Below are 22860 nucleotides of genomic sequence, written 5' to 3' on the forward strand. Positions count from 1 at the left end.
TATGGGCGTCAATCTGGATGTAAAAGAGGTAAGGCGTGGACACAAAAACACGAGGCTACGAAACGGTGCAAGTGCATCGTTTCAATCATGATCGTTCTGAAAATGAAATAGACTATATTGTGCAGGAATATCCTGTTGCCTTGGTCTATAACGGCATCTCTCATGCAGTGATGATGGCGACGCCGTCAGATCTTGAGGTATTTGCCAAAGGCTTTAGTCTGTCTGAAGGAATTCTGCATAGTTTAAGCGAACTGTATTCACTCGACATTCGTCAAAATGAACTGGGGGTTGAAGTGGATATGACCATTTCAACCCGTGCTTTTGTCGCCTTAAAAGAGCATCGGCGTATGATGGTGGGACGTACAGGCTGCGGTCTTTGTGGGATTGAAAGTTTAAAACAACTTTATGCTGATCTGCCTGTGGTCAGTACTCAAGTGCTATCAACATGGCTAAATCAGATTCCCAATGCGATTGCCCAACTCAAAGTTAGACAAAAAATTACTGCGCTCACGGGAGGGGCGCATGCGGCAGCATGGGTGGTGAAAGGGCAAATCGTAGCGTTATTTGAAGATGTTGGACGGCATAATGCTTTAGATAAGTTATTGGGTTATCTGGCGGAGCAAAAGTTCAATGTTGCCGATGGTTTTGTGGTGATGACCAGTCGTGCCAGTTATGAGCTGATTCGTAAGTGCGCACAATCCAATATTGCTTTACTGGCAACCATTTCTGCACCGACCAGTATGGCCATCGCAATGGCAAAGCAATCGAATCTGACTTTAGCAAGTTTCTGTCGGGGGGATAGCTTTGTTTTATATACCGAATAATAGTAAAAATTTGTGATTATGTTGCTGACTCAGGGTTTGAATTGTGTAGGATATGAACACTAAGTTCTTCTATTCCTAAAAATTATGAATGTTCCTTTAAGATATCAACCTGTTATCAATAATCTTTCGGGTGAGAATGCCTTATTTATTGTGCTTGGAATCAATACCCAACCTGATCATTCGGGTGTAATCGATTTTCTGGCCAATTTTTCTGCATTGGTTCGAAGCCTGACCAACCGTTTTCCTAATGGTAATTTTAGTGCTTCGGTTGGTATCGGTTCTAATGCTTGGGATTTACTTTTTCCAGAGCTGAATAAACCGAAAGAGCTGGCGCCATTTCAAGAAATTAAAGGACCAAGACATACCGCAGTCGCAACGGCAGGTGATTTGTTTTTCCATATTCGTGCGAATCAAATGGCAATTTGCTATGAGTTAGCGGCAATTCTGCATGAACAACTCAAAGACGATACCTATTCGATCAGCGAAACCAAAGGTTTCCGTTACTTCGATGGTCGTGCCATTATTGGCTTTGTGGACGGGACAGAGAACCCTGAACATGAAATTGCCAAAGAGATTGCCTATGTAGGGGAAGAAGATGCCGAGTTCCTTGGTGGCAGCTATGTCTTTATTCAAAAATATCTGCATAACATGGAGATGTGGAAAGGCCTCAGCACTGAAGAGCAGGAAAAAGTCATTGGTCGTAAGAAATATGATGACGTGGAACTTGGTGATGATGTAAAACCACAAAGCGCACATAATGTGGCCAGTAAGGCACATGATGCTGAGGGCAATGAACTCAAAATTTTAAGAGCTAATATGCCATTTTCCAATCCAACCGAAGGAGAGTACGGTACCTTCTTTATTGGCTACTCACGCTCGTTTAACATTACCAAAACCATGCTTGAAAATATGTTCTTGGGTAAGGAAACAGGACATGTTGATCGTTTATTAGATTTTAGTACACCTGTTTCAGGCAGTTTATTCTTTGTGCCTACCTTTGACTTTCTCGAAGATTTGGGTGAATAAATTAAATCAGCTGAAATGGAATATTTCATTTCAGCTGAACATCATTATGCTGCAATGAGATAGTGTTGTAATTGAGTGCGGAATTGATCTGGAATACGCTCCGATTTTTGCGTACTGAAATCAAAATATACCTGAACCGCTTTGCCACGCGCGACACAATGATCATTTTGCCAAGCTTCATGCGCAACAATGAATGAAGAATTGCCGATATGCTCAATCCAGGTTTTGATTTCAATATCCGCACCATAATAAATCTGCGCCACAAAATCGACTTCGACACGTGCTAGAATCAAAGGCAGATTTTTGATTTCCATACTCGGATTAAAGAGACGAAAAACGGGTTCGCGTGCAGTTTCAAACCAGCCTGTAATCACGGTATTGTTGATATGTCCGAATGCATCGGTTTCATAGAATCTTGGTGTAATCGAAAGTGTAAACATAATTAAGCAATTATTTTCTTATTTAAACCTAAATACTATAAGGGCTGAGTCTGTAAAAATCAGCCCAAATAATAGACTTAAGCGTTTACGAATCCCGAGAAAAACCACCACCGAGCGCTTTATACAATTCGATCTGATTATTCAGTTTGGTTTGTTCCAGCATTAATAAACCTTGTTGGGCTGCATAAGCAGAACGTTGTGCGTCCAAAACTGTTAAATAACTATCAATACCCGCTCTAAACCGAGCCGTCGATAATTTATAAGTTGTATCCGTTGCTGAGACCAAACGGCGTTGTGCACTTAAACGTTCTTCAATATGGGCATGCGCAGCAAGTGCATCATTGACCTCTCGAAAAGCAGATTGAATGGCTTTTTCATAATCAGACAATGCAATTTTTTGCTCAGTTTCTGCAATTTTAACATTGGCTTTACGGGTGCCCCAATCAAAAATCGGAACATCAATACTTGGGCCAACAGACCAAGAGAAACCACCAGATTTAAATAGGTCCTTCAGATCGCTGGAAGCGTATCCCGCTGAACCCGTCAGGCTAATGGTTGGGAACATGCGTGCTTTGGCTGCACCAATATTGGCACCTGCGGCACGAAGTTGATATTCAGCAGCTTTGAGGTCTGGTCGATTATTCAGTAATTCACTGCTTAAACCTGTTGCAAAACGGGTTTCCGCGGTAATGCGCTGGATTGCACGATTGGGCAGGAGGTGCTGGGGAACGGCTTGACCTGCCAGTAAGTTAAGTAAGTTTTGTGCTTGTGACACTTGGGTCTTATAAGTCGCGACATCATTGCGGGCCGTTTCAACTGAAATCTGTGCCTGACGTAGCGGGACTTCACTATCAATCCCGACATCAAAGCGTTTTTTGTTGAGGTTATAGGAATCCAGTTGTGCTTTTAAGGTCTGTTCTGCAAGGTCTAAATTGGCTTGCGCAAAGGCATAATCTAGCCATGCTTGGCTCACTTGGCTGACTAAACTAATTTGAGTGGCTTCTCGGGCACTTTGCGTGGCAAAGTAATTATTCAGTGCCGCATCCTTTAGACTTTGTACACGCCCCCAGAAGTCCAGTTCATAGGCAGTTACACCAAGGCCCACTTGAAAGGTCGAGTAAGGATTATTGGGATTCACCGCAGGGTTGACCTGTCGAACTGCACTGCCATTTGCACCAATAGTGGGGAACTGGTCATTCTTGCTGATTTGATATTGTTGCTGCGCACGTTGAATATTCAGCGTTGCAGTACGTAAGTCACGATTGTGATTTAAACTGATGTCAATCACTTGTAATAAACGTGCATCGGCAAAGAATTGTTGATAGCCCTGAGTTGCAATCGAAGAGCCCGTTTCTGTCTGTGCAAAGTTTTGTGGAATATCTGATTTGATCACAGGTTGGGGTGCCTGCATATTCATACATGCCGTCAAGGCCATTGAAAGCGTAGAAACAAGCAGGCCACGAGATAAGACAGTCGTTTTAGACATGGTCTTCTCCAAATAATATAAAAATGAAGGCAGAGCAGGAGCAGAGAAAAAGGTTGATTTCCTCTGCTCAATGTCAGTTAAGATGGATTTTTGCTTTTCGAAGAAAACAGCTTTTCAACTGCACCCAGAATGAAAATAAAGAACACTGGGACAAAGAAGATCGCCAGAATCGTTGCTGAAATCATGCCACCAAATACACCTGTGCCTAAGGCATGCTGTGTTTCTGAACTGGCACCTGATGCAATGACCAATGGAATCACACCACAAGTAAAGGCCAGTGAAGTCATTAGAATCGGACGTAAACGAAGTTTGGCTGCGGCAACAGTGGCTTCAACTAAACTCATGCCTTCTTCTTTCAGCATTTTGGCAAATTCGACAATCAGAATTGCGTTCTTGGCGGATAAACCGATGATGGTAATCAGACCAATTTTAAAGAACACATCATTCATTAAACCACGTGACATAATCGCAACCACGGCACCGAAAATACCCAAAGGTACAACCAGCATGACTGAAAGCGGAATGGCCCAACTTTCATAAAGCGCAGCCAGAACCAGAAACACGACCAGCATAGACAAGGCAAGTAAGAAAGCCATCTGCGATTCAGATTGCTTTTCTTGCAAAGAAATACCTGTCCATTCATAGCCAATGCCTTTTGGTAGTTTGGCAATCAGGTTTTCCATTTCACGCATGGCATCGCCTGATGAGGTATCAAAGTTCGGAATACCTGCAATACTCAACGATGGACGTCCGTTATAGCGGTTATATTGCTGTGGTGCTTTATTCCATTGCGGTGTAACCACTTCAGATAAAGAGACCAATTGCCCATTTGAACCCATCACTTTCAGATTCAAAATATCTTTTAATTGCATTCGTGACTTGGCATCGACCTGTACAATCACTTGTTGCATACGTCCCTGATTTGGGAAGTCATTGATGTACATCGAACCCATTGAGGTGGAAATGATGTCAGAAACGTCAGAGAACTTCACACCCAGAACATTTAACTTGGCACGGTCAATTTTTAAAGAAATATTGTCACCTTGCGGTAAGCCTTCATTCCAGACCATATAGAACTTTTTGTTTTTGGCTGCCATTTCCATTAACTGGTCTTGTGCAGCTAAAAGTGCAGGCATGCCCAAATTCGCTCGGTCTTGTAAACGTAAGCTGAAACCCGCAAAAGTCCCAAGTTCATCAATGGCTGGCGGAAGTACAGCCATGGTTGCGCCTTCTTTACTATGCGCCATGGTCGTATTGACGGAGTTGGTCATCTCGGTTGCAGTTGTCGTACGGTCTTTAAAATCCGTTAGCGTTGTAAACGCGACAGCGACGTTTTGACCCGCACCACTAAAGCCCCAACCCATAATCGTGGTGTTACTTTTTACATTTGGGTTGTCTTTTAAGCCGTTTTCAAACTCATTTACCACACCTCGCGTTCTTTCAGCAGTGGCGTCTGAAGGGAGCTGGAATGAGGTCATGAACCAACCTTGATCCTCTTCAGGCATGAATGCCGTTGGCCAATACTTCATACCTGCGAAGGTAAGACCTGTAATCACCACAAAGATCGCCATCATTGGAATACTATGTTTGACCACTTTCAGCAGGATCAATTCATATTTTTTGGTGACTTTATCAAAGCTACGATCAAACCACGCAAAGAAGCCTTTCTTTTGATGATGGCCATCAATCGGTTTCAAAATCGTGGCGCATAGTGCAGGGGTTAAGATCAATGCCAATAATGCCGAGAACAGGATAGACACCGACATGGTTAAGGTGAATTGTTGATAGATAATACCAACTGAACCACTGGCAAAAGCCATCGGTAAGAACACCGCCGCAAGGACTAAGGTAATTCCAATAATCGGGCTGGTGATTTCCTTCATGGCTTTGGAGGTGGCTTCTTTCGGTGCTAGCCCTTCTGTTGCCATAATCCGCTCGACGTTTTCCACCACTACAATCGCATCGTCGACGATAATCCCGATCGCGAGCACCATACCAAACATGGTCAGTACGTTAATCGAAAAGCCTGCCAACAGCATGACTGCAAATGTCCCGAGTAACGCAATCGGTGCAACAATTGCTGGAATCAGGGTGTAGCGGACATTATGCAGGAATAAATACATCACAATGAAAACCAGAACCATGGCTTCAAGTAAAGTATGAATTACTTTTTCGATTGAAATCTTAACGAAAGGCGCAGTGTCATAAGGGATACTGAATTGCATGCCTTCAGGTAAATTGAGTTTTAATTCTTCAATCTTGGCTCTGACACCTTCAGCTGTTTTTACCGCATTGGCACCCGGACTGAGCTGAATTGCAGCTGCCGTTGCAGGTTTGCCATCTTCTAAAATCGCAAAGTTATAGGCTTGTGAACCCATTTCTACATTGGCAACATCAGATAGTTTAATGACACTACCACTGGTCTTACTTTTGAGACTGATATTCTTGAATTGTTCAACATCACCCAATTGACCTTGTGCCGAAAGTGGAACGGTAATCAGTTGACCTTTGGCAGCAGGGAGGTCACCCAGTCGACCCGGCGCAATCTCGACGTTATTTTCACGGATCGCGTTGTTGACATCACTAATCGACAGTCCATAAGACACCAGTTTATTTGGGTCGACCCAAATCCGCATGGCTTTTTCGGCACCGAAGGATTGGACTTTACCTACACCTTCAACACGTTTCAGTTCTTCCACTACATTACGGACTAAATAATCACTGAGATCAACTTCAGAATACTGACCATTGGGGGAGTTGACACCGACCAACATCAAGAAGCCTGATGAAGAGGCTTCCACTTGTAGGCCTTGTTGGCGAACCACTTGCGGTAGACGTGCTTCAACTGCCTTGATCTTGTTCTGGACATCCACCTGTGCCATTTCAACATCAGTACCCGGTTTAAAGGTCGCTGAAATTTCAGCAGTGCCCGAGGTATCGGTGGTCGAGCTATAATACAGCAGGTTTTTGACGCCTGATAATTCCCGTTCAATCAAGGTCACCACACTGTCATTGATGGTCTTGGGTGTCGCACCGGGATAAGTCGCACTAATGTTGACTTGAGGGGGTGCCACACTCGGGAAGCGGGCGATCGGCAGTTTGGGAATACTCAGAACCCCAAATAAAATAATAAAAATCGCAATCACCCATGCGAACACAGGGCGGCGAATGAAAAATTGTGACATCATCATTGAGCTCCTTGTGTTGCTGGTACTTTCCACGGACTTATTTCAAGTTTTTGATTGGGCTGAATACGGTCAATCCCTTCTACAACCACTTTATCGCCTGTTTTAAGGCCTTTATTGGCAATATAGAACTGATCATATTGTTGTCCCAGTTCAATTGGGCGAATATCTGCCGCACCTTTGGCATTGATTACATAGACTTGCGGGTCGCCGTTAATATTGCGTTGAATCGCTTGGGCTGGAATCAGTAAAGCTTGAGGAACGGAAGCACGATCAATGCTGACACGCACATACATGCCTGGAAGAAGTTTGCGTTCCGGATTGTGCACCTCGATTCGAATAGTCACATCACCTGTTTCTGGGTCGACATTGATGTCTTCAAACAGCATCTTGGCAGTGACGTTATAAGGTTTGCCATGGCTATTTGAAATCCGCACAGTTTTTTCATTATTGGCAGATAACTCACCACTTTGTAATGCGGCCTGTAAATGTTCGTACTCACTAATTGACTGTTTTACATCAACATAAACTTTATCAATCTGTTGTACGGTTGCCATGGTGTTGGCATCGCCTTGGCTGACCAATGCACCTTCAGTGACAAACGATTGTCCGATCCGACCAGAAATTGGGGCACGAACAGTGGCGTATTGCAGATTTAGGTTTTGGCGAGTAAGCAAAGCTTTCATCTGTGCAACGTCGGCTAAAGCCTGACGATATTCAGCCTGTGCATTACTGACTTCTTGCTTACTGATCGCATTGCTTGGTAGTAATTGTTCATAGCGTTCTAACTGAACTTTTAAACGTGCCACTTCAGCTTCGGCTTTGTTGAGTGAGGCGCGATTACTATTTACGTCTGCTTGGAAGGTTTCTGCATTAATTTTATACAGTGCTTGTCCAGCTTTAACTTCACTGCCTTGTCTGAATAAGACTTTTTCAATAATACCACCCACCTGAGGGCGAATTTCAGCAGTGCGGAAGGCTTGTACACGAGCAGGGAGATTTTCACTAAAATTCACAGATTGCGGTTGAATATTTAACACGCTCACTTTGGCTGGGGGCGTCTCAGCGGGCTTTGCCTGTTCAGAACCACAGCCTTGTAATACAAGCCCGATGGATAAAAATAATGGAAGTAATAGATGCTTTTGCATTCTGTCCAAACCTTGGGAGTTTTTGATGCTGACATTATTTTCCAGCTTTGTGTAACCAACATCGGGGAAGTGTGGAAAAAGTGTGGAGATTGACAGATAAATCATCGTATGATGAATGGATTGTTTTATTTGCCTAGATGGTTATGTTTGAGCATTCTTTTTCTTTCGATTGTCATGACAAACTTATTCTCGTCGTAGAAGATGAATATGAGATTGGCGATATTATTGAGCACTATCTCAAGCGTGAAGGTATGCGTGTAATTCGTGCCATGAACGGTAAGCAAGCGATTGAAACGCATGCTGCACAACCGATTGATTTAATTCTACTGGATATTAAATTGCCTGAATTGAATGGTTGGGATGTACTAAATAAAATTCGTCAAAAGGCGCAAACCCCCGTCATTATGTTGACTGCACTTGACCAAGATATTGATAAGGTGATGGCATTACGGATTGGTGCGGATGACTTTGTGGTCAAGCCTTTTAATCCCAATGAAGTGGTTGCACGGGTGCAGGCTGTGCTACGACGGGCGCAACAAAATAGTCAAACAATCAACAAAAATCTCATCTATAAAAACATCGAAATTAATACCGATATTCATAGTGTCTATGTTCATCAACAAGACAAAAAAGTCATGCTGAATCTCACCCTGACCGAATATAAAATATTGCTACAAATGATTGATCATCCGCATAAAGTTTTTACGCGAGGCGAACTTTTAAATCACTGCCTGCCGGATAGTGATGCTTTAGAGCGCACTGTTGACAGCCATGTCAGTAAGCTGAGAAAGAAACTGGAAGAACATGGGTTGCAACAGATGCTGATCAATGTGCGAGGGGTGGGTTATCGACTTGATCATCCGCAAGATGCATAAGCCTTAATTTATAAATATTAAAAAGAACCCATCTGGAAAATTGAGATGAAAAACAAGTCAGGTATCAGTAAACAGCTTTTTATTGCCTTAAGTATCGTGAACTTAAGCGTGACACTTTTTTCTATCCTGCTTGGCTATTTTATTTATAACTATGCCATTGATGCAGGCTGGATTACGCTAAGTTCTTTACAGGAGGACTGGACCGAATTCCATTTTGTTGATTGGATTTGGTTATCTACGGTCATTTTTTGTGGTTCGGTGATCTCTTTAATCATTGGCATGCACCTTGCTCAACGCTTTATTACACCGATTAACTATTTGGCGGAAGCGGCAAAGAAAATCAGTCAGGGGGATCTTTCTGCCAGAGCAGATGATCGCCAGATTCATTCGGCTGAAATTTCAGAGCTGATGCATAATTTTAATGACATGGCACAACAGTTAGAAAGTTCGGTGGAAAATGCTCAAGTCTGGAATGCCGCAATTGCGCATGAACTGAGAACGCCAATCACGATTTTGCAAGGGCGCTTACAGGGCGTTTTAGATGGCGTGTTTAAACCCGACGAGGCTTTGTTTAAAAGCCTGTTGAGTCAAGTAGAAGGGCTATCACATTTAGTTGAAGACTTAAGAACCCTGAGTTTGGTTGAAAATCAGCAACTCAGGCTCAATTATGAGCTGGTCGATTTAAAGGCGCTCGCTGAAAAAGTGTTAAAGCTATTTGAAGATCGTTTACAGCAAGCACAACTGCAACCTGTATTGGAAATTACATCGACACCGATGAGTTGTGATCGTCGTCGTCTTGAACAAGTGCTGGTTGCCCTGATTGATAATGCGATTCGCTATGCAAATGCTGGAAAACTGAAAATTTCTTCGCTTCTGATCGCTCAAGAATGGGTGCTGCAAATTGAAGATCAAGGGCCGGGTATTGCAGAGCAATACCAGCAAGATTTATTTAATCCTTTCTTTAGGTTGGAACAGTCCAGAAATAAAGAATTTGGGGGAACGGGATTGGGTTTGGCTGTCGTTCATGCCATCGTCATTGCGCACAAGGGCTCTATTGAGTACCTTAATCCACAACAGAACAGCGTGTTTAGAATCACACTTCCTGCTAAGCCCCAGCCTTAGCCAACTCTGCCTCAATATAACTGATAATCATGGTGCTTAGGCCCTTTACCATTTCATCAAAGCTGATTTGCGGGTTGGGCAGGATTAAGTGACGGGCAACGTTGAAAATACTGCTGTTAATACTGATATACGCAGTTACGCTGAGGTTATTCACTTTTAAATAGCGGGGATGGCGAATCATGTATTTCATTAACACCTCCATCAGTGCCATCTCAATCTGACTAATATATCTTTCGTATTTCAATTCAGTCGCATAGCGTAGACAAATGAGATAACGATCGTCATCACGAGTCAATAAATCTCTAAATGTATAGAAAATCATTTCGAATAAAGGCTCTAGCTCTTGTTCGATCATGATCGGCGTCAGCTCTTTCACCATATCCAAGACTTCTTTGACAAACGTTCTTGCCATCGCATCGTAAATTTCTTCTTTATTTTTAAAATATTCATAAAGAGATCCAACACTGACACCTGCAATGTCTGCAATATGCCGTGTGGTGGTGCCGCTGGTACCGTTGGTTGCAACGGCAATAAAGCCTGCTTCAATAATCGTGTCTACGGTCACTTTCGAGCGTGACTGACGTGGTTTTCGTGTCGCCATGAAGTCTTATTGTTAAAATCCGAACATAATGTCAGATTAACATGTGGGTCAATGGGTGAAAAGGATTAGTTCATTAATCCGAACAAGTGAAATTACAGGTTTTTAATATTTGTTCTTTAGGATGTAATAAATAAGTATTTATGAAATACATCAATTCATTTTTTAGAAAATATTAATTTTTTAAATTGTTTTAATTTATTGATAATTATAAAAAATAAACTATTTTTTAATAAAGCATGCAGCTTTTTAAGCAAAGATTACTTTAAGGCTGATCGAGAAAATATCTATAAATAAGTATAAAAATTACCCGAATTGAATCCGAACATAAGATCGGTTTACAGTATGTCTCATACGAAGAAATGGTTCTGAAAAATCTCCCGAATATTTTTTCGTACCTTCCTGAAATATGGAGATGCGAAAAAGAGATGAACCAGACGCAAAGAATGTAAAAGGGCAAATGACGCTCAAGTGCAGTAGGTAGGTGTAGCCATGATTAGCAGCACATTAAAGAAAGGTTTAAATCTATTTAAATCGAACCCGATAACTGAGCAAATCGATTTTGCGAGTAAAAAAACAATTCCAATTCGCCACTTGGCAATCGGATTTGAAGGTAAAGAAGTTGATCTATCATTTTATATGAACAATCAATTCGCAACGATTTTTTTCGCAACACTTTCAGTGTTTCTGACCTATGGTGAAGATTTGGTGATTGAAACCGCTCGCCATCATCGTGATCAACTGAAAGATCCGATTTTAAAACAACGCGTCACCTCATTGATTGGTCAGGAAGCAATTCACTCAAAACTACATAATGAGTTTAATGATGCAATTGTTGAGCTTGATTATCCGGTCAGACTTTATCGTTTCTTGGGTGAAAAATTCTTTGATTACATTTTCTTAAAATTTCCGCAACCGCTCAAGCTCTCATTGATGGCCGGGATCGAGCATTTTACTGCGGTATTGGCGGAATACATGATGGCGCATGAACAGAACTTCTATTTCTCTGATGATGCCAAAACACGTGCTTTATGGATGTGGCATATGTTGGAAGAGTCTGAGCATAAAGATGTTGCTTATGATGTGTATCAAACCCTCAATGGTAATTATGTATTACGGATTTCGGGGTTCTTGTTGGCATATTTCACCATCCTGGGGCTGATTCCGTTTTCAGCAACGATGGTGCCAATTTTGCGTAAGCCGCAAGAGATGTTAACTGCGAAATTCTGGAAAGATGCACGGCGCGGCGTCAAGCTGATTTTCAGCCCGAATGATGGTGTGTTTGGAAGTACTCAAGGGCGTATTTTTGATTATTTACGCACGGATTTCCATCCAAATGATCATGATGCATCTGCCTATTTCGAATACTACGAAAAGAAACTTTTATCAGAGGGTGGGGCGTTATATCCATTCTTTGTGAAAGAGTTTACACCTAAAGTTCAGGCCGCATAATCGGGATGTCTGGACTGGTTTAAACAGGCTCAACGGAAATATGGTAGTGGTTGGCAAAAAAGCTCATGTTGATATAAGCAGTTTAGTTCTAGCCATATTTCAATGCTGCACTATGCTGTTTAGATAGTCCAAATATCTGTGATTCTTCAATCTCTATGGAGATCAAGCCATGGTCGCTCAAATTATTCGAAATGTCTTTTCAGACAAGCATCGTCGTAAATATCAGGGAATTGTGCAGAATTTAGCAAGTCAGTCACCAATTCCAATTCGCCATTTTGATTTTCAATTTGATTCTGAAAAACTGGATCTCAAGTTTTTAATGCAGAAAGAGTGGGCGACGGCGTATTTTGCGGCCTTATCTATTTTTCTCACTTATGGTGAGGAACTGGTGATTGAAACTGCTCGTTTTCATCGTGATTTTATTAAGGATCCGATCTTAAAGCAAAGATTAACCTCTTTGATTGGGCAGGAAGCAATTCATTCAAAATTGCACAATGAATATAACGACATCATGATTCCCAATGATGTGCCTGTGAAATTGTACCGCTTTTTAGCAGAACAGGTATTTCATTATACTTTTTTAAAATTTCCACAACCGCTTAAGCTGTCGTTGATGGCTGGGATTGAGCATTTTACTGCGGTGCTCGCTGAGTTTGGCATGAAGCATGAATATATTTTCCAATATTCAGATGATGAAAAAGCACGTGCTTTGTGGATGTGGCATATGTTGGAAGAATCTGAACATAAAGATATTGCCTACGATACGTATCAGGTGCTCTCAGGGAATTATCCATTAAGAATTTTTGGTTTTTTTCTCGCATTTCTTACTATTGGCGCGGGCGTTGGGGCAGGTGGTTTATTTTTACCCTTTCTTCGCCGTCCAAGTAACCTCATTAACCTCAGTTTCTGGAAAGAAGCGGGTGCCAGTTGGGCAGTACTTTTTAATTTAAAAGATGGCATGTTTGGTAGTACCTTACCCCACATTTTTGATTATTTGCGTCCAGATTTCCACCCTAATGATCATGACACAACAGCCTATTTGGCCTATTACAAAGAGCGCTTATTGAACCCTGAAACAGGCTTATTAACGCCCTATTTGCTTAAAGAATTTGTGCCACCTGTACGAGTAGCTTCTGCATAACGTGGTCGCTGTAAATACAAGATAGCTGGAAAAAAAGATGAAATTATTTGGAAAGAAAAACAAGCCAAGCCAAAAAGCCTTTGCTGTCGTAACTGGCGCAGGGAGTGGTATAGGACGTAGTTTTGCGCTTGAGCTGGCAAAGCGTGGCGGTACGGTGGTCTGTTCAGACATTAACCTCGATGCGGCAAAAGAAACTGTCAGTCTGGTCGAAGCACTTGGTGCAAAAGCCTTTGCTGTGCAATGTGATGTGGCCAAAGAAGAGCAAGTCAATCAACTGGCTGAACAGGCTCAACAATTGATGCAAAATCCAGTGACACTGGTGATTAATAATGCCGGGATTGGTCTTGGTGGCAAGTTTGATGAAATGTCTTCTGAAGACTGGCATTGGTGCATGAATATTAATTTATGGGGCGTGATCTACGGTTGCCGTGCTTTTGTACCGAAGTTTAAGCAGCAAGGCCATGGTGCAATTATTAATGTTGCATCAGCAGCATCTTATACCGCAGCACCTGAAATGACCGTCTATAACGTTTCTAAAGCGGGCGTACGTGCCTTGTCTGAAACGCTGTCGGCTGAATTGAAAAAATCGAATATCAAGGTCAATGTCCTTTGTACAACCTTAGTACCGACCAACATTATTAAAAACGGCAAGGTTCCACATAAAGGGTTGTTGGATTATGCGCTGACCCATTTGGCGTTTACCACCAGTGACAAGGTCGCCAAACTGACTCTGGATCGTTTGGATAAGGGTGAGCTTTATACCATTCCACAAATTGATGCCAAGTTGTTTTGGTTTTTAAAACGTACTGCTCCGAACTTATATGCCAAGTTCTTGGGCACTTCGTATCGATTAATGAAGTAATTCCTGATTAGGGAACGATTTTAACAACTGAGATCAACCACAATTCCAGAACGGGATGACAGATCTTGGTGAATAAGTGAAAGGATATTTTAAATGACAGCTCAAGCAAAAAAATTAAACTCAGCTGAAGGGAAAGCACTCCCACAACATATCTATGACACCTTTATTGTGGGTGCGGGTATTTCAGGGATTGCCACTGCGATTCGTCTTGATCAAGTGGGATATAGCAACTACAAGATTATTGAAAAGGCGACACGTGTGGGGGGGACTTGGCGCGAAAATACCTACCCAGGGTGTGGTTGTGATGTGCCATCAGCACTCTATTCATACTCTTTTGCCCCAAGTGCAAAATGGAGCCATTTATTTGCTCGCCAACCTGAGATTCTGAGCTATTTAGAGGAAGTCAGCCAAGATTTTGGTGTCAATTCAAAAATTGAGTTTGGTACAGAGCTGTTGAATGCAGCATGGGACAATGAACGTAATTTATGGGTCATGGATACCAATAAAGGGCAATTCTTGGCACGTACCACGATTTTTGCCACAGGGCCAATTACTGAGGCTCAAATTCCTAAACTTGACGGCTTAGAGACCTTTAAAGGGGAAATGTTCCATTCTGCCAAGTGGAATCATGATTATGATCTGACTGGCAAGCGTATTGCGGTGATCGGGACAGGTGCATCTGCGATTCAATTTGTACCTCAGATTCAACCTTTAGCTAAAGAATTATATGTGTATCAACGTACTGCACCGTGGGTGGTACCAAAGCCAGACACTGACCTGGGTGATGTAAGCAAAGCACTGATTGAAAAATTCCCTTTGATTCAAAAAACCTGGCGCAAAACGGTTGCTCAGTCACTGAATGCGATTAACTTTGGTTTACGTAATCCAGCTGTGTTAAAACCTGTGGGTGAATTAGCCAAACTGATTTTACGTTTCCAGATTGAAGATTCTGAATTACGTAAAAACGTAACGCCGAACTTTACTATCGGCTGTAAACGTCTTTTATTTGCTAACAACTATTATCCAGCCTTACAACAGCCGAATACCCAGCTTATTCCACACGGATTGGTAAAAGTAGAAGGCAATACTGTGGTGTCTGCTAATGGCGAGCGTCATGAAGTGGATGTGATTATTTGGGGAACCGGTTTTGAAGTATCGCATCCGCCCATTGGTAAGCGTGTGAGCAATGAAAAAGGGCAGATATTGAATGATCTTTGGAAAAGCAGTTCACCTGAAGCCTATTTAGGAACCAGTATTGAAAATGTACCAAATGCTTTCTTGGTCTTAGGACCAAACGTCTTGGTCTATGACTCTTTTATTGGTTTGGCAGAAGCACAACTCGACTACATTGTGGATGGTTTACTCAAAATCAGAGACAAAGGCATTGCGAAGCTGAACATCAAACCAGAAGTGATTAAGCAGCACAATGAATTAGTACAAAAACATCTGAAAACCACCGTGTTTAACGCGGGTGGATGTAAGAGCTACTATTTAGATGCCAATGGTCGTAATTTTGCTGCTTGGCCTTGGTCATTGAAGAAGTTAAAGCAACGTTTAAAACAGATGGATTTGAATGATTACCAAGTGACCTATCAGACTGAAAAAACCAACTGATTTTTAGGTTAATCATGAAAAAGCAGTAAATTTTATCGAGCGATGGAATTTGCTGCTTCTTTTTTGCAAGATAGAAAAAAATACAGGAAAAAAACATGAAAGAAGGACAGTCGAGCCGAACCGCTGAGGCCGCGGCCGCATTACGTGCCAATCATTTTCAAAATGCGAATAACCCAGTATTTTCAGATCCCTTTGCGTTTGAGTTGACCAGCAGGGGGTGGAAGAAATTACTGACCACGCCACTGACAGTCAAAGTGATGAATTCACCTGTATTTAACCGTACGTTGGGCTTATTAACCGGACAAGTGGTTGGACGTTCCCGTTATGCCGAAGATCAACTCAAGGCCGCCATAGCACGAGGTGTAACGCAATATGTGCTGGTTGGGGCCGGGTTAGATTCTTTTACCTTACGACAAGCACAGCAGTACCCACAGCTCAAGATTTATGAAGTCGACCATCCGGATACCCAAGCCGCTAAACAAAACAAACTACAGCAATTGGGTGAGCTGCCAGAGAATGTGGAATTTGTTGCCATCGATTTTGAAAAGCAGTCGATTGCTGATGCATTATCGCGCAGTACTTTTCAACAGGATCATATTGCTTTTTTCTCATGGCTGGGAACAACTCATTATCTGGAACCTGAAACGACATTAAAAACCTTGGCCAGTATTGCAAAGATTGCAGCGCGAGAAAGTGAAGTGGTGTTGGATTATTCGATTGATTATCGAGAGTTGGATGGGATAGAGCGTTTGGGAACTTTGTTTGTCTCTCAATTTACCCGTTTTCTCAAAGAACCTTTAAAAGGGCAATTTAGACCTAGGGTATTGCATCAGGCAGTCATGCAAATGGGATATATCGTCATTGAGGATTTATCTGGCAATGGTTTGAGTGAGCGTTATTTTCATGCCCGTCCCGATCATATCCGTCATACCATTGCCACACATATGTTACATCTGCGGTTACAGAGTATTTGATTCAATTTTAGAAAAGAAAAAGCCCTTAAACACATTTGAGCACTTAAGGGCGGTATGGATTAACGGCGTTGGTTATAAACCGCTAAAGCTGCTGGTAAGTTTTTACGCATATCGCTGATACGTTGAGTATTTGATGGATGCGTTGACAAGAACGAACCACCAGCACCAGCGCCATCTAAACGATTCATTTTTTCCCACAGGCTGATTGCCGCATTTGGGTTATAACCTGCTTTCGCCATGAGCATTAAACCGCCGTAATCGGCACGACTTTCCAAGTTACGTGAGTACGGTAGGCCGACCCCGACTTGGCTGCCTAAATCGATTGCAGCGCTGCCTAGATCACCAATGCTACTGCCAGCATAAGATTTACCAATACCAATCGCAAGATTGGTTAACGCTTGAGCGCCAATTTTGCTTTTAGCATGTTCTTCGAGCGCGTGAGTCATTTCATGTCCCATCACCGCTGCAATTTCATCATTGGTTAAATTGAGCTTGTTGACAATACCGGTATAGAAAACAACTTTACCGCCGGGTGCAACATAGGCATTCACGGTATCAGATTTTAATACCGCCAGTTGCCAGTCAAAACGCTGACCAGTCTGGTTCATTTGATCCGCATACGGTTTTAAGCGATTAAAGACAGTATTGATACGTTGATAAGTACTTGAGCTGCTATCCAGCTGGTTTTTGGCACGTGCTTCTTGGGTCATCTTAGCGAAGCTTTGTGCTGATTGCGCATTTAAAGTTGCGCTATCTGCGCCTGCCATGTCTGCGAAAGAGGCGCAGCCAGAAATTGTCATTACGGTCACAGCACAAAGGCTCAAAGCGAATTTCTTCATACTTATTCTCTCCAAATCAGTATCTTATGAATATAGTCGTGATCAGGGTGGATTATAGAAAAAGTTGGCGGTAGTTAATATTCTGAATAGCTCTATAATCATTGTAATTATGTAATCAGTAAAGCTTATTCTGTATAAAAAATAAAAGCCAGTGACAGGCACTGGCTAGGTTAGAATCAATCCGATCTCAGATCAAATTAATCCTCATCATCATACTCATCTTCAGAGAAGGTGTTTTCTTCTAAAGAAGCATCAAAAATAAGGATGGCTTTACCATCGGTCTGGATCATGCCTTGGTCTTCAAGTGTCTTGAGGACACGGCCAACCATTTCACGAGAACAACCGACAATACGACCAATCTCTTGGCGAGTGATACGAATCTGGCGACCATTCGGCAAAATCATTGCCTCAGGCTGCGCAGATAAGTCAATTAAACAACGCGCGATACGACCTGACACGTCAATGAAGGCCAAATCGGTTACTTTACGTGTGGTGTTTTTAAGACGGCGTACCAGCTGAGCAAATACGGCGTAGCTCAAATCTGGGTATTGCTTGCTTAACTCATGGAAATTGTCATAGGAAATTTCTGCAATTTCGCAGACATCTCGCGTACGTACTTCTGCGGTACGTTGAGGATTCTTTTCAAAAAGACCCATTTCACCAAAGAAATCACCAGGGTTGAGGTAAGCAACAACGATTTCTCGTTCGTCATCTTCACGTAAGATAATTGACACTGAACCTTTTAATATTAAATACAGTGATTTTGATTCCGTTCCAGCGTCAACAATCGTGGTGCGTTTAGGGTATCTATTAATATGAGCACGTTTTAGCAAAGCTTTTACTGATTCAGGTAGTTGACCTGGTGATAAAGCATCAGTGCTAAGTTGTGAAAAATTTGAAGTCATGCTTAAAATTTCCGAATTTGGATAAAACCGATCGCACAGACTCTTGTAAGAGCCTTTTCTACACAGAAGAGATGAAATTCCTTATCAACTCATTTTATGTTAGTGTACAAGAACAGAGTAAATTTATAACGTTTTTCGGGTAGTTGCAATGCAAACAAGTGTACATTGGTTAGAGAATGTTGCTTTTGAGGCGAAATCAGAAAGTGGCCACACTGTGGTGATGGATGGTTCTGCTGAATATGGGGGTGAAAACCGTGGTCCACGTCCTATGGAATTGATTTTAATGGGACTTGGTGGGTGTGCTTCGTTTGATATTGTGACTATTTTAAAGAAATCTCGCCAAGATGTGACGGATGTTGTATGTCAGCTTAAAGCAGAAAGGGCAGATGCCATTCCAGCAGTATTCACAAAAATCCATTTGCATTTCGTGGTCACTGGCAAAGCGGTAAAAACCAAGCAAGTTGAAAAGGCCGTTGAACTCTCAGCTGAGAAATATTGCTCAGCCAGTAAAATGCTTTCAGATGGCGGTGTTGAAATCACCCATGATTTTGAAATTATTGAAGCTGCTTAAGTTATAAATTATTAAGTTCTACTAAAAAGTGATCTATTTTTATAGATCACTTTTTTATAAGCTTTTCTTTTTATTTTAGAAACAATTGTGGATCTACCCGAGCGTTATTTAGACTCATTCCCCAATGTAAATGTGGTCCAGTAACACGTCCAGTTTTACCGACGAGTCCAAGCGTTTCACCTTGACGAATCTGCTGTCCTTTTTGCACATTAATTTTACTCAAATGGCAGAACATGCTGACCAAGCCTTGGCCATGATCAATCAGGACGGTATTACCATTAAAGAAATAGTTGCCTGTTGCTATCACGACGCCATTTGCAGGCGCAATGACGGTTTGTCCAACAGGTGCAGGAATATCTAGACCAGAATGCGGTGCACGCTCTTCGCCGTTGAAAAATCGTTTACGGCCGAAAGAGTTGCTGAATTTACCTGCGGTAGGGCGGATAAAATTGGGAAATTGTGTCCATGTGCTCGGTGTAAATGAGCTGTAAATATCATTCTGCTCTTTGGCTTCTCTGGCATATCGATCAAGTTGCTCTTGATTAGGACTGACATAGTCCTGATTTTTGACGTTGAGCCGTTGCTCCGCGTATGCATACGGTTTGACCTCAACCTGAATCGGATCGTTATTGGTGGTTAAGGTTAAAGTCCCTAAGGGTGCGGAAAGGGGAATACCAAACACGGCATAGCGCTGAGCCCCTTCTTGGGAAATCAAAACAGGTTTTTGTTGATAAAAGACTTGAGTTGTATTGGTCGTTAATGGAATCACTGCAATACCACCTGCACGCCTTGAGTCTTGTGGCAGCTGTGCAAACGCAGCATGAAGTGGAAGAAGAGAAGCAACGCTGAGTAAAATTGTTTTTAGCGACATGATGAGCATTTTTAGTTGAAGCAAAGCGTTAAGCTAAAACGTTCACCTTAAAATCACAATAAGGATTTTGTGCAAAACAGAATAGACAGAAAAATTATACAAAAGATACTTGAAATAGATTGTTTATACACCCATATTAATACTGAGTTTTATCTCTTGATATTTTTATAAAATATTGAAAAATATATAAATTTTATTTGAAATTTTTAAAAGCGTTCCCATCTAAGTGATAAGTTAAAAATTTGTTGTGAGGAATAACAAGAATGCGATTTGAAAAATTTACAAACCGCTTACAGCAAGCACTCTCAGATGCACAATCATTGGCAATGGGTAAGGATCATACTTCAATTTCAGGAATTCATATCCTGACCACCTTACTTGAAGAACCTGCCAATCTGAGTTTGTTGCAACAAGCGGGCGCTCGTTTACCAGAGTTAAAGCAAAAATTGGAACAAGCCCTGCAAAATGCGCCAACCTTGGCCAATCCTACGGGTGATATCAATCTGAATCCTGAAGCGGTAAAGGCCTTGAATTTAGCTGACCGTTATGCACAAAAGGCAGGAGATGAGTTTTTATCTACCGATTGGGTGTTGTTAAGTTTGGCGGAAACGGGTGAAACCAAAACGATCTTAAATAGCGTCGGTGTAACACCTGAAAGCCTACGTAAAGTAATTGAAAATATTCGAGGAAATGACAAAGTCATGAGCAACAATCATGAAGATCAACGTGACTCACTGAATAAATATACCATTGATTTAACTGAACGTGCTTTAGCAGGCAAGCTCGATCCTGTGATTGGTCGTGACGATGAAATTCGCCGTACTATTCAGGTTTTATCCCGTCGTACCAAAAATAACCCAGTATTGATTGGTGAGCCTGGGGTGGGTAAGACTGCGATTGTGGAAGGCTTGGCACAGCGTATTGTCAATGGTGAAGTACCTGAAGGCCTGAAGAATAAACGTGTATTGTCATTAGACCTCGGTTCATTGCTTGCAGGTGCGAAATATCGTGGTGAATTCGAAGAACGTCTAAAAGCAGTACTCAAAGACCTTGCTAAACATGAAGGCGAGATCATCCTGTTTATTGATGAGTTACATACACTCGTCGGTGCTGGTAAGGGCGATGGTGCAATGGATGCAGGCAATATGTTGAAACCTGCGTTAGCACGTGGTGAATTACGTTGTGTCGGCGCGACCACTCTGGACGAATATCGCCAGTACATTGAAAAAGATGCGGCGCTCGAGCGTCGTTTCCAGAAAGTATTGGTCGATGAACCAAGTGTTGAAGATACGATTGCGATTTTACGTGGTCTCAAAGAGAAATATGCCACCCACCATGGGGTGCAAATTTTGGACTCGGCTATTATTGCTGCAGCGAAGATGTCACATCGCTATATCACCGATCGTCAGTTACCTGATAAGGCGATTGATCTGATTGATGAAGCAGCATCTCGTATCAAAATGGAAATTGATTCCAAGCCAGAAGCTCTGGATAAACTTGATCGCCGTTTAATTCAGTTGAAAATGCAATTGGAGGCGGTGAAAAAAGATGAAGATGCTGGCAGTAAAGCCGAAGTCAATCATCTTGAGCAGCAAATTGCTGAAAAGCAAAAAGAGTACAATGATCTGGAAGAAATCTGGAAAGCTGAAAAAACACTGGTTGAAGGTGACAAGAAGGCGCAGGTTGAACTTGATCAGGCACGTGTTGCTTTAGAGAAGGCAAAACGTGAAGGTGATCTGGCAGAAGCAGCACGTTTGCAATATGGCGTGATTCCAGAGTTGCAGAAGCGTTTAGAACAAGCCGAGGTGGCTGAGGAAAATGAAGAGCCGAAGCTGATTCGTACCAAAGTCACCGAAAATGAAATTGCTGAAGTGGTCAGTGCTGCAACAGGTATCCCTGTGGCGAAAATGTTGCAAGGTGAACGTGAAAAACTGCTGAATATGGAAGAGTTCTTACATAATCGTGTGGTTGGACAAGATGAAGCAGTGGTTGCCGTGTCGAATGCAGTCCGTCGCTCACGTGCAGGTTTATCTGACCCGAATCGTCCAAGCGGCTCATTCTTATTCCTTGGGCCAACAGGTGTGGGTAAAACGGAGCTGACCAAAGCATTGGCAAACTTCTTGTTTGACAGTGATGATGCCATGATTCGTATTGATATGTCCGAATTTATGGAAAAACACTCAGTCAGTCGTTTGGTGGGTGCACCTCCGGGCTATGTGGGTTATGAAGAAGGTGGGGTGCTCACTGAAGCGGTACGCCGTAAGCCTTATAGTGTGGTGTTATTTGATGAGGTAGAAAAAGCCCATCCAGACGTATTCAATATCTTATTGCAGGTATTAGATGATGGACGTTTGACCGATTCGCAAGGTCGTGTCATCGACTTTAAAAATACGGTGATTGTGATGACTTCAAACTTGGGTTCACAAGATGTGCGTGAGCTTGGTGAAGGGGCAACAGATGATGAAGTTCGTACTGTGGTCATGAATGCTGTTACGCAGCACTTCCGTCCTGAGTTCATTAACCGTATTGATGAGCTGGTGATCTTCCATTCACTTAAAAAAGCACAGATTCGTGGCATCGCGGATATTCAGTTAGATCGTTTACGTTCACGTTTGAGTGATCGTGATATGGGCTTAACTGTGGATGATACAGCGTTTGATTTATTGATTGATGCTGGTTTTGATCCTGTATATGGTGCACGTCCACTAAAACGTGCAATTCAGCAACAAGTTGAAAATAACTTGGCTCAGAAAATACTCTCTGGTGAGTTTCAACCTGGAGATAATATTTTGATCAAAGGTGATAGTGGTCATCTGGTGTTCGATAAAGTGAAACTCAGCTAAGTTAAACTTGAATGATTGACAAAAAAGATGGTGATGAAAATCACCATCTTTTTTTATATTGGTGCAACTGGTCAGATTTTTGCG

19 protein-coding genes are annotated in these 22860 nt (G+C 42.2%); 11 read left to right on the forward strand and 8 right to left on the reverse strand.

The genetic code is table 11. The annotated features are described in order from the left end of the window. Nucleotides 1-35: 35 nt before the first annotated feature. Together fdhD and F907_RS09140 are read left to right on the forward strand one after the other, a co-directional pair. Entirely contained in the window at nt 36-824 is a 789-nt protein-coding gene (gene fdhD, locus F907_RS09145) for a formate dehydrogenase accessory sulfurtransferase FdhD (RefSeq protein ID WP_016652178.1), read from the forward strand. An 84-nt stretch (nt 825-908) separates the two neighbouring features. Then, nucleotides 909-1850, forward strand: coding sequence for a Dyp-type peroxidase (locus tag F907_RS09140; RefSeq protein ID WP_016652179.1), 942 nt, complete (start codon nt 909-911; stop codon nt 1848-1850). Nucleotides 1851-1894: 44 nt separating this feature from the next. Here the strand turns inward: F907_RS09140 and F907_RS09135 are convergent, their stop codons facing one another. The 4 genes from F907_RS09135 to F907_RS09120 all read right to left on the reverse strand — a co-directional run bounded on the left by F907_RS09135 (nt 1895) and on the right by F907_RS09120 (nt 8109). Next, nucleotides 1895-2290, reverse strand: coding sequence for an acyl-CoA thioesterase (locus tag F907_RS09135; protein ID WP_016652180.1), 396 nt, complete (start codon nt 2288-2290; stop codon nt 1895-1897). Nucleotides 2291-2375: 85 nt separating this feature from the next. Next, on the reverse strand, nt 2376-3776 hold the full coding sequence (gene adeC, locus F907_RS09130; protein ID WP_016652181.1) for an AdeC/AdeK/OprM family multidrug efflux complex outer membrane factor: 1401 nt from the start codon (nt 3774-3776) through the stop codon (nt 2376-2378). A 77-nt stretch (nt 3777-3853) separates the two neighbouring features. Beyond that, the gene (locus F907_RS09125; protein ID WP_016652182.1) at nt 3854-6964 is read right to left on the reverse strand and encodes an efflux RND transporter permease subunit; all 3111 of its coding nucleotides are present in this window, start codon (nt 6962-6964) and stop codon (nt 3854-3856) included. Continuing rightward, a complete protein-coding gene (locus F907_RS09120; RefSeq protein ID WP_005274544.1) occupies nt 6964-8109 on the reverse strand; it encodes an efflux RND transporter periplasmic adaptor subunit in 1146 nt (381 codons plus the stop codon). The genes F907_RS09125 and F907_RS09120 overlap by 1 nt, the downstream gene beginning before the upstream one ends. Nucleotides 8110-8252: 143 nt before the next feature. On the opposite strand from F907_RS09120, the gene adeR reads away from it, so the two are divergent. Then, on the forward strand, nt 8253-8984 hold the full coding sequence (gene adeR, locus F907_RS09115; RefSeq protein ID WP_016652183.1) for an efflux system response regulator transcription factor AdeR: 732 nt from the start codon (nt 8253-8255) through the stop codon (nt 8982-8984). A gap of 45 nt (nt 8985-9029) precedes the next feature. Then, nucleotides 9030-10106, forward strand: a complete 1077-nt coding sequence (gene adeS / locus F907_RS09110) for a two-component sensor histidine kinase AdeS (RefSeq protein ID WP_016652184.1) — start codon at nt 9030-9032, stop codon at nt 10104-10106. Here the strand turns inward: adeS and F907_RS09105 are convergent. Next, nucleotides 10090-10707, reverse strand: a complete 618-nt coding sequence (locus F907_RS09105) for a TetR/AcrR family transcriptional regulator (RefSeq protein WP_005274549.1) — start codon at nt 10705-10707, stop codon at nt 10090-10092. The two genes, adeS and F907_RS09105, sit on opposite strands and share 17 nt — an antisense overlap. A gap of 489 nt (nt 10708-11196) precedes the next feature. On the opposite strand from F907_RS09105, the gene F907_RS09100 reads away from it, so the two are divergent. From F907_RS09100 to F907_RS09080, 5 genes are all read left to right on the forward strand, one after another. Continuing rightward, the gene (locus tag F907_RS09100; RefSeq protein WP_016652185.1) at nt 11197-12156 is read left to right on the forward strand and encodes a metal-dependent hydrolase; all 960 of its coding nucleotides are present in this window, start codon (nt 11197-11199) and stop codon (nt 12154-12156) included. 169 nt (nt 12157-12325) lie between these two features. Next, a complete protein-coding gene (locus F907_RS09095; protein WP_016652186.1) occupies nt 12326-13297 on the forward strand; it encodes a metal-dependent hydrolase in 972 nt (323 codons plus the stop codon). Nucleotides 13298-13334: 37 nt separating this feature from the next. Next, nucleotides 13335-14159, forward strand: coding sequence for an SDR family NAD(P)-dependent oxidoreductase (locus tag F907_RS09090; RefSeq protein WP_016652187.1), 825 nt, complete (start codon nt 13335-13337; stop codon nt 14157-14159). A 93-nt stretch (nt 14160-14252) separates the two neighbouring features. Then, nucleotides 14253-15773 (forward strand): flavin-containing monooxygenase, encoded by a 1521-nt coding sequence (locus F907_RS09085; protein ID WP_016652188.1) that lies wholly within the window; start codon nt 14253-14255, stop codon nt 15771-15773. A gap of 95 nt (nt 15774-15868) precedes the next feature. Next, entirely contained in the window at nt 15869-16747 is an 879-nt protein-coding gene (locus F907_RS09080; RefSeq protein WP_016652189.1) for a class I SAM-dependent methyltransferase, read from the forward strand. A 59-nt stretch (nt 16748-16806) separates the two neighbouring features. On the opposite strand, the gene F907_RS09075 is transcribed toward F907_RS09080, so the two are convergent. Then, on the reverse strand, nt 16807-17586 hold the full coding sequence (locus F907_RS09075; RefSeq protein ID WP_016652190.1) for a M48 family metallopeptidase: 780 nt from the start codon (nt 17584-17586) through the stop codon (nt 16807-16809). Nucleotides 17587-17783: 197 nt separating this feature from the next. Next, nucleotides 17784-18491, reverse strand: a complete 708-nt coding sequence (gene crp / locus F907_RS09070; RefSeq protein WP_004654102.1) for a cAMP-activated global transcriptional regulator CRP — start codon at nt 18489-18491, stop codon at nt 17784-17786. Between the two features lie 148 nt (nt 18492-18639). Between crp and F907_RS09065 the strand changes: the two genes are divergently transcribed. Then, entirely contained in the window at nt 18640-19062 is a 423-nt protein-coding gene (locus tag F907_RS09065; RefSeq protein ID WP_005242053.1) for an OsmC family protein, read from the forward strand. A gap of 70 nt (nt 19063-19132) precedes the next feature. Here F907_RS09065 and F907_RS09060 read toward each other — a convergent pair whose 3' ends face one another. After that, nucleotides 19133-19933, reverse strand: a complete 801-nt coding sequence (locus tag F907_RS09060; protein ID WP_016652191.1) for a M23 family metallopeptidase — start codon at nt 19931-19933, stop codon at nt 19133-19135. Nucleotides 19934-20196: 263 nt separating this feature from the next. Between F907_RS09060 and clpB the strand changes: the two genes are divergently transcribed. Continuing rightward, on the forward strand, nt 20197-22776 hold the full coding sequence (gene clpB, locus F907_RS09055; protein ID WP_016652192.1) for an ATP-dependent chaperone ClpB: 2580 nt from the start codon (nt 20197-20199) through the stop codon (nt 22774-22776). Nucleotides 22777-22860 lie beyond the last annotated feature (84 nt).

The organism is Acinetobacter colistiniresistens, assembly GCF_000413935.1.
Classification (GTDB): domain Bacteria; phylum Pseudomonadota; class Gammaproteobacteria; order Pseudomonadales; family Moraxellaceae; genus Acinetobacter; species Acinetobacter colistiniresistens.

Bases quoted from the DNA above. Each gene is read 5' to 3' on its own strand.
- F907_RS09140 (WP_016652179.1), top strand. From the start codon at position 909: ATGAATGTTCCTTTAAGATATCAACCTGTTATCAATAATCTTTCGGGT.
- F907_RS09135 (WP_016652180.1), bottom strand. From the start codon at position 2,290: ATGTTTACACTTTCGATTACACCAAGATTCTATGAAACCGATGCATTC.
- adeC (WP_016652181.1), bottom strand. From the start codon at position 3,776: ATGTCTAAAACGACTGTCTTATCTCGTGGCCTGCTTGTTTCTACGCTT.
- F907_RS09125 (WP_016652182.1), bottom strand. From the start codon at position 6,964: ATGATGTCACAATTTTTCATTCGCCGCCCTGTGTTCGCATGGGTGATT.
- F907_RS09120 (WP_005274544.1), bottom strand. From the start codon at position 8,109: ATGCAAAAGCATCTATTACTTCCATTATTTTTATCCATCGGGCTTGTA.
- adeR (WP_016652183.1), top strand. From the start codon at position 8,253: ATGTTTGAGCATTCTTTTTCTTTCGATTGTCATGACAAACTTATTCTC.
- adeS (WP_016652184.1), top strand. From the start codon at position 9,030: ATGAAAAACAAGTCAGGTATCAGTAAACAGCTTTTTATTGCCTTAAGT.
- F907_RS09105 (WP_005274549.1), bottom strand. From the start codon at position 10,707: ATGGCGACACGAAAACCACGTCAGTCACGCTCGAAAGTGACCGTAGAC.
- F907_RS09100 (WP_016652185.1), top strand. From the start codon at position 11,197: ATGATTAGCAGCACATTAAAGAAAGGTTTAAATCTATTTAAATCGAAC.
- F907_RS09095 (WP_016652186.1), top strand. From the start codon at position 12,326: ATGGTCGCTCAAATTATTCGAAATGTCTTTTCAGACAAGCATCGTCGT.
- F907_RS09090 (WP_016652187.1), top strand. From the start codon at position 13,335: ATGAAATTATTTGGAAAGAAAAACAAGCCAAGCCAAAAAGCCTTTGCT.
- F907_RS09085 (WP_016652188.1), top strand. From the start codon at position 14,253: ATGACAGCTCAAGCAAAAAAATTAAACTCAGCTGAAGGGAAAGCACTC.
- F907_RS09080 (WP_016652189.1), top strand. From the start codon at position 15,869: ATGAAAGAAGGACAGTCGAGCCGAACCGCTGAGGCCGCGGCCGCATTA.
- F907_RS09075 (WP_016652190.1), bottom strand. From the start codon at position 17,586: ATGAAGAAATTCGCTTTGAGCCTTTGTGCTGTGACCGTAATGACAATT.
- crp (WP_004654102.1), bottom strand. From the start codon at position 18,491: ATGACTTCAAATTTTTCACAACTTAGCACTGATGCTTTATCACCAGGT.
- F907_RS09065 (WP_005242053.1), top strand. From the start codon at position 18,640: ATGCAAACAAGTGTACATTGGTTAGAGAATGTTGCTTTTGAGGCGAAA.
- F907_RS09060 (WP_016652191.1), bottom strand. From the start codon at position 19,933: ATGTCGCTAAAAACAATTTTACTCAGCGTTGCTTCTCTTCTTCCACTT.
- clpB (WP_016652192.1), top strand. From the start codon at position 20,197: ATGCGATTTGAAAAATTTACAAACCGCTTACAGCAAGCACTCTCAGAT.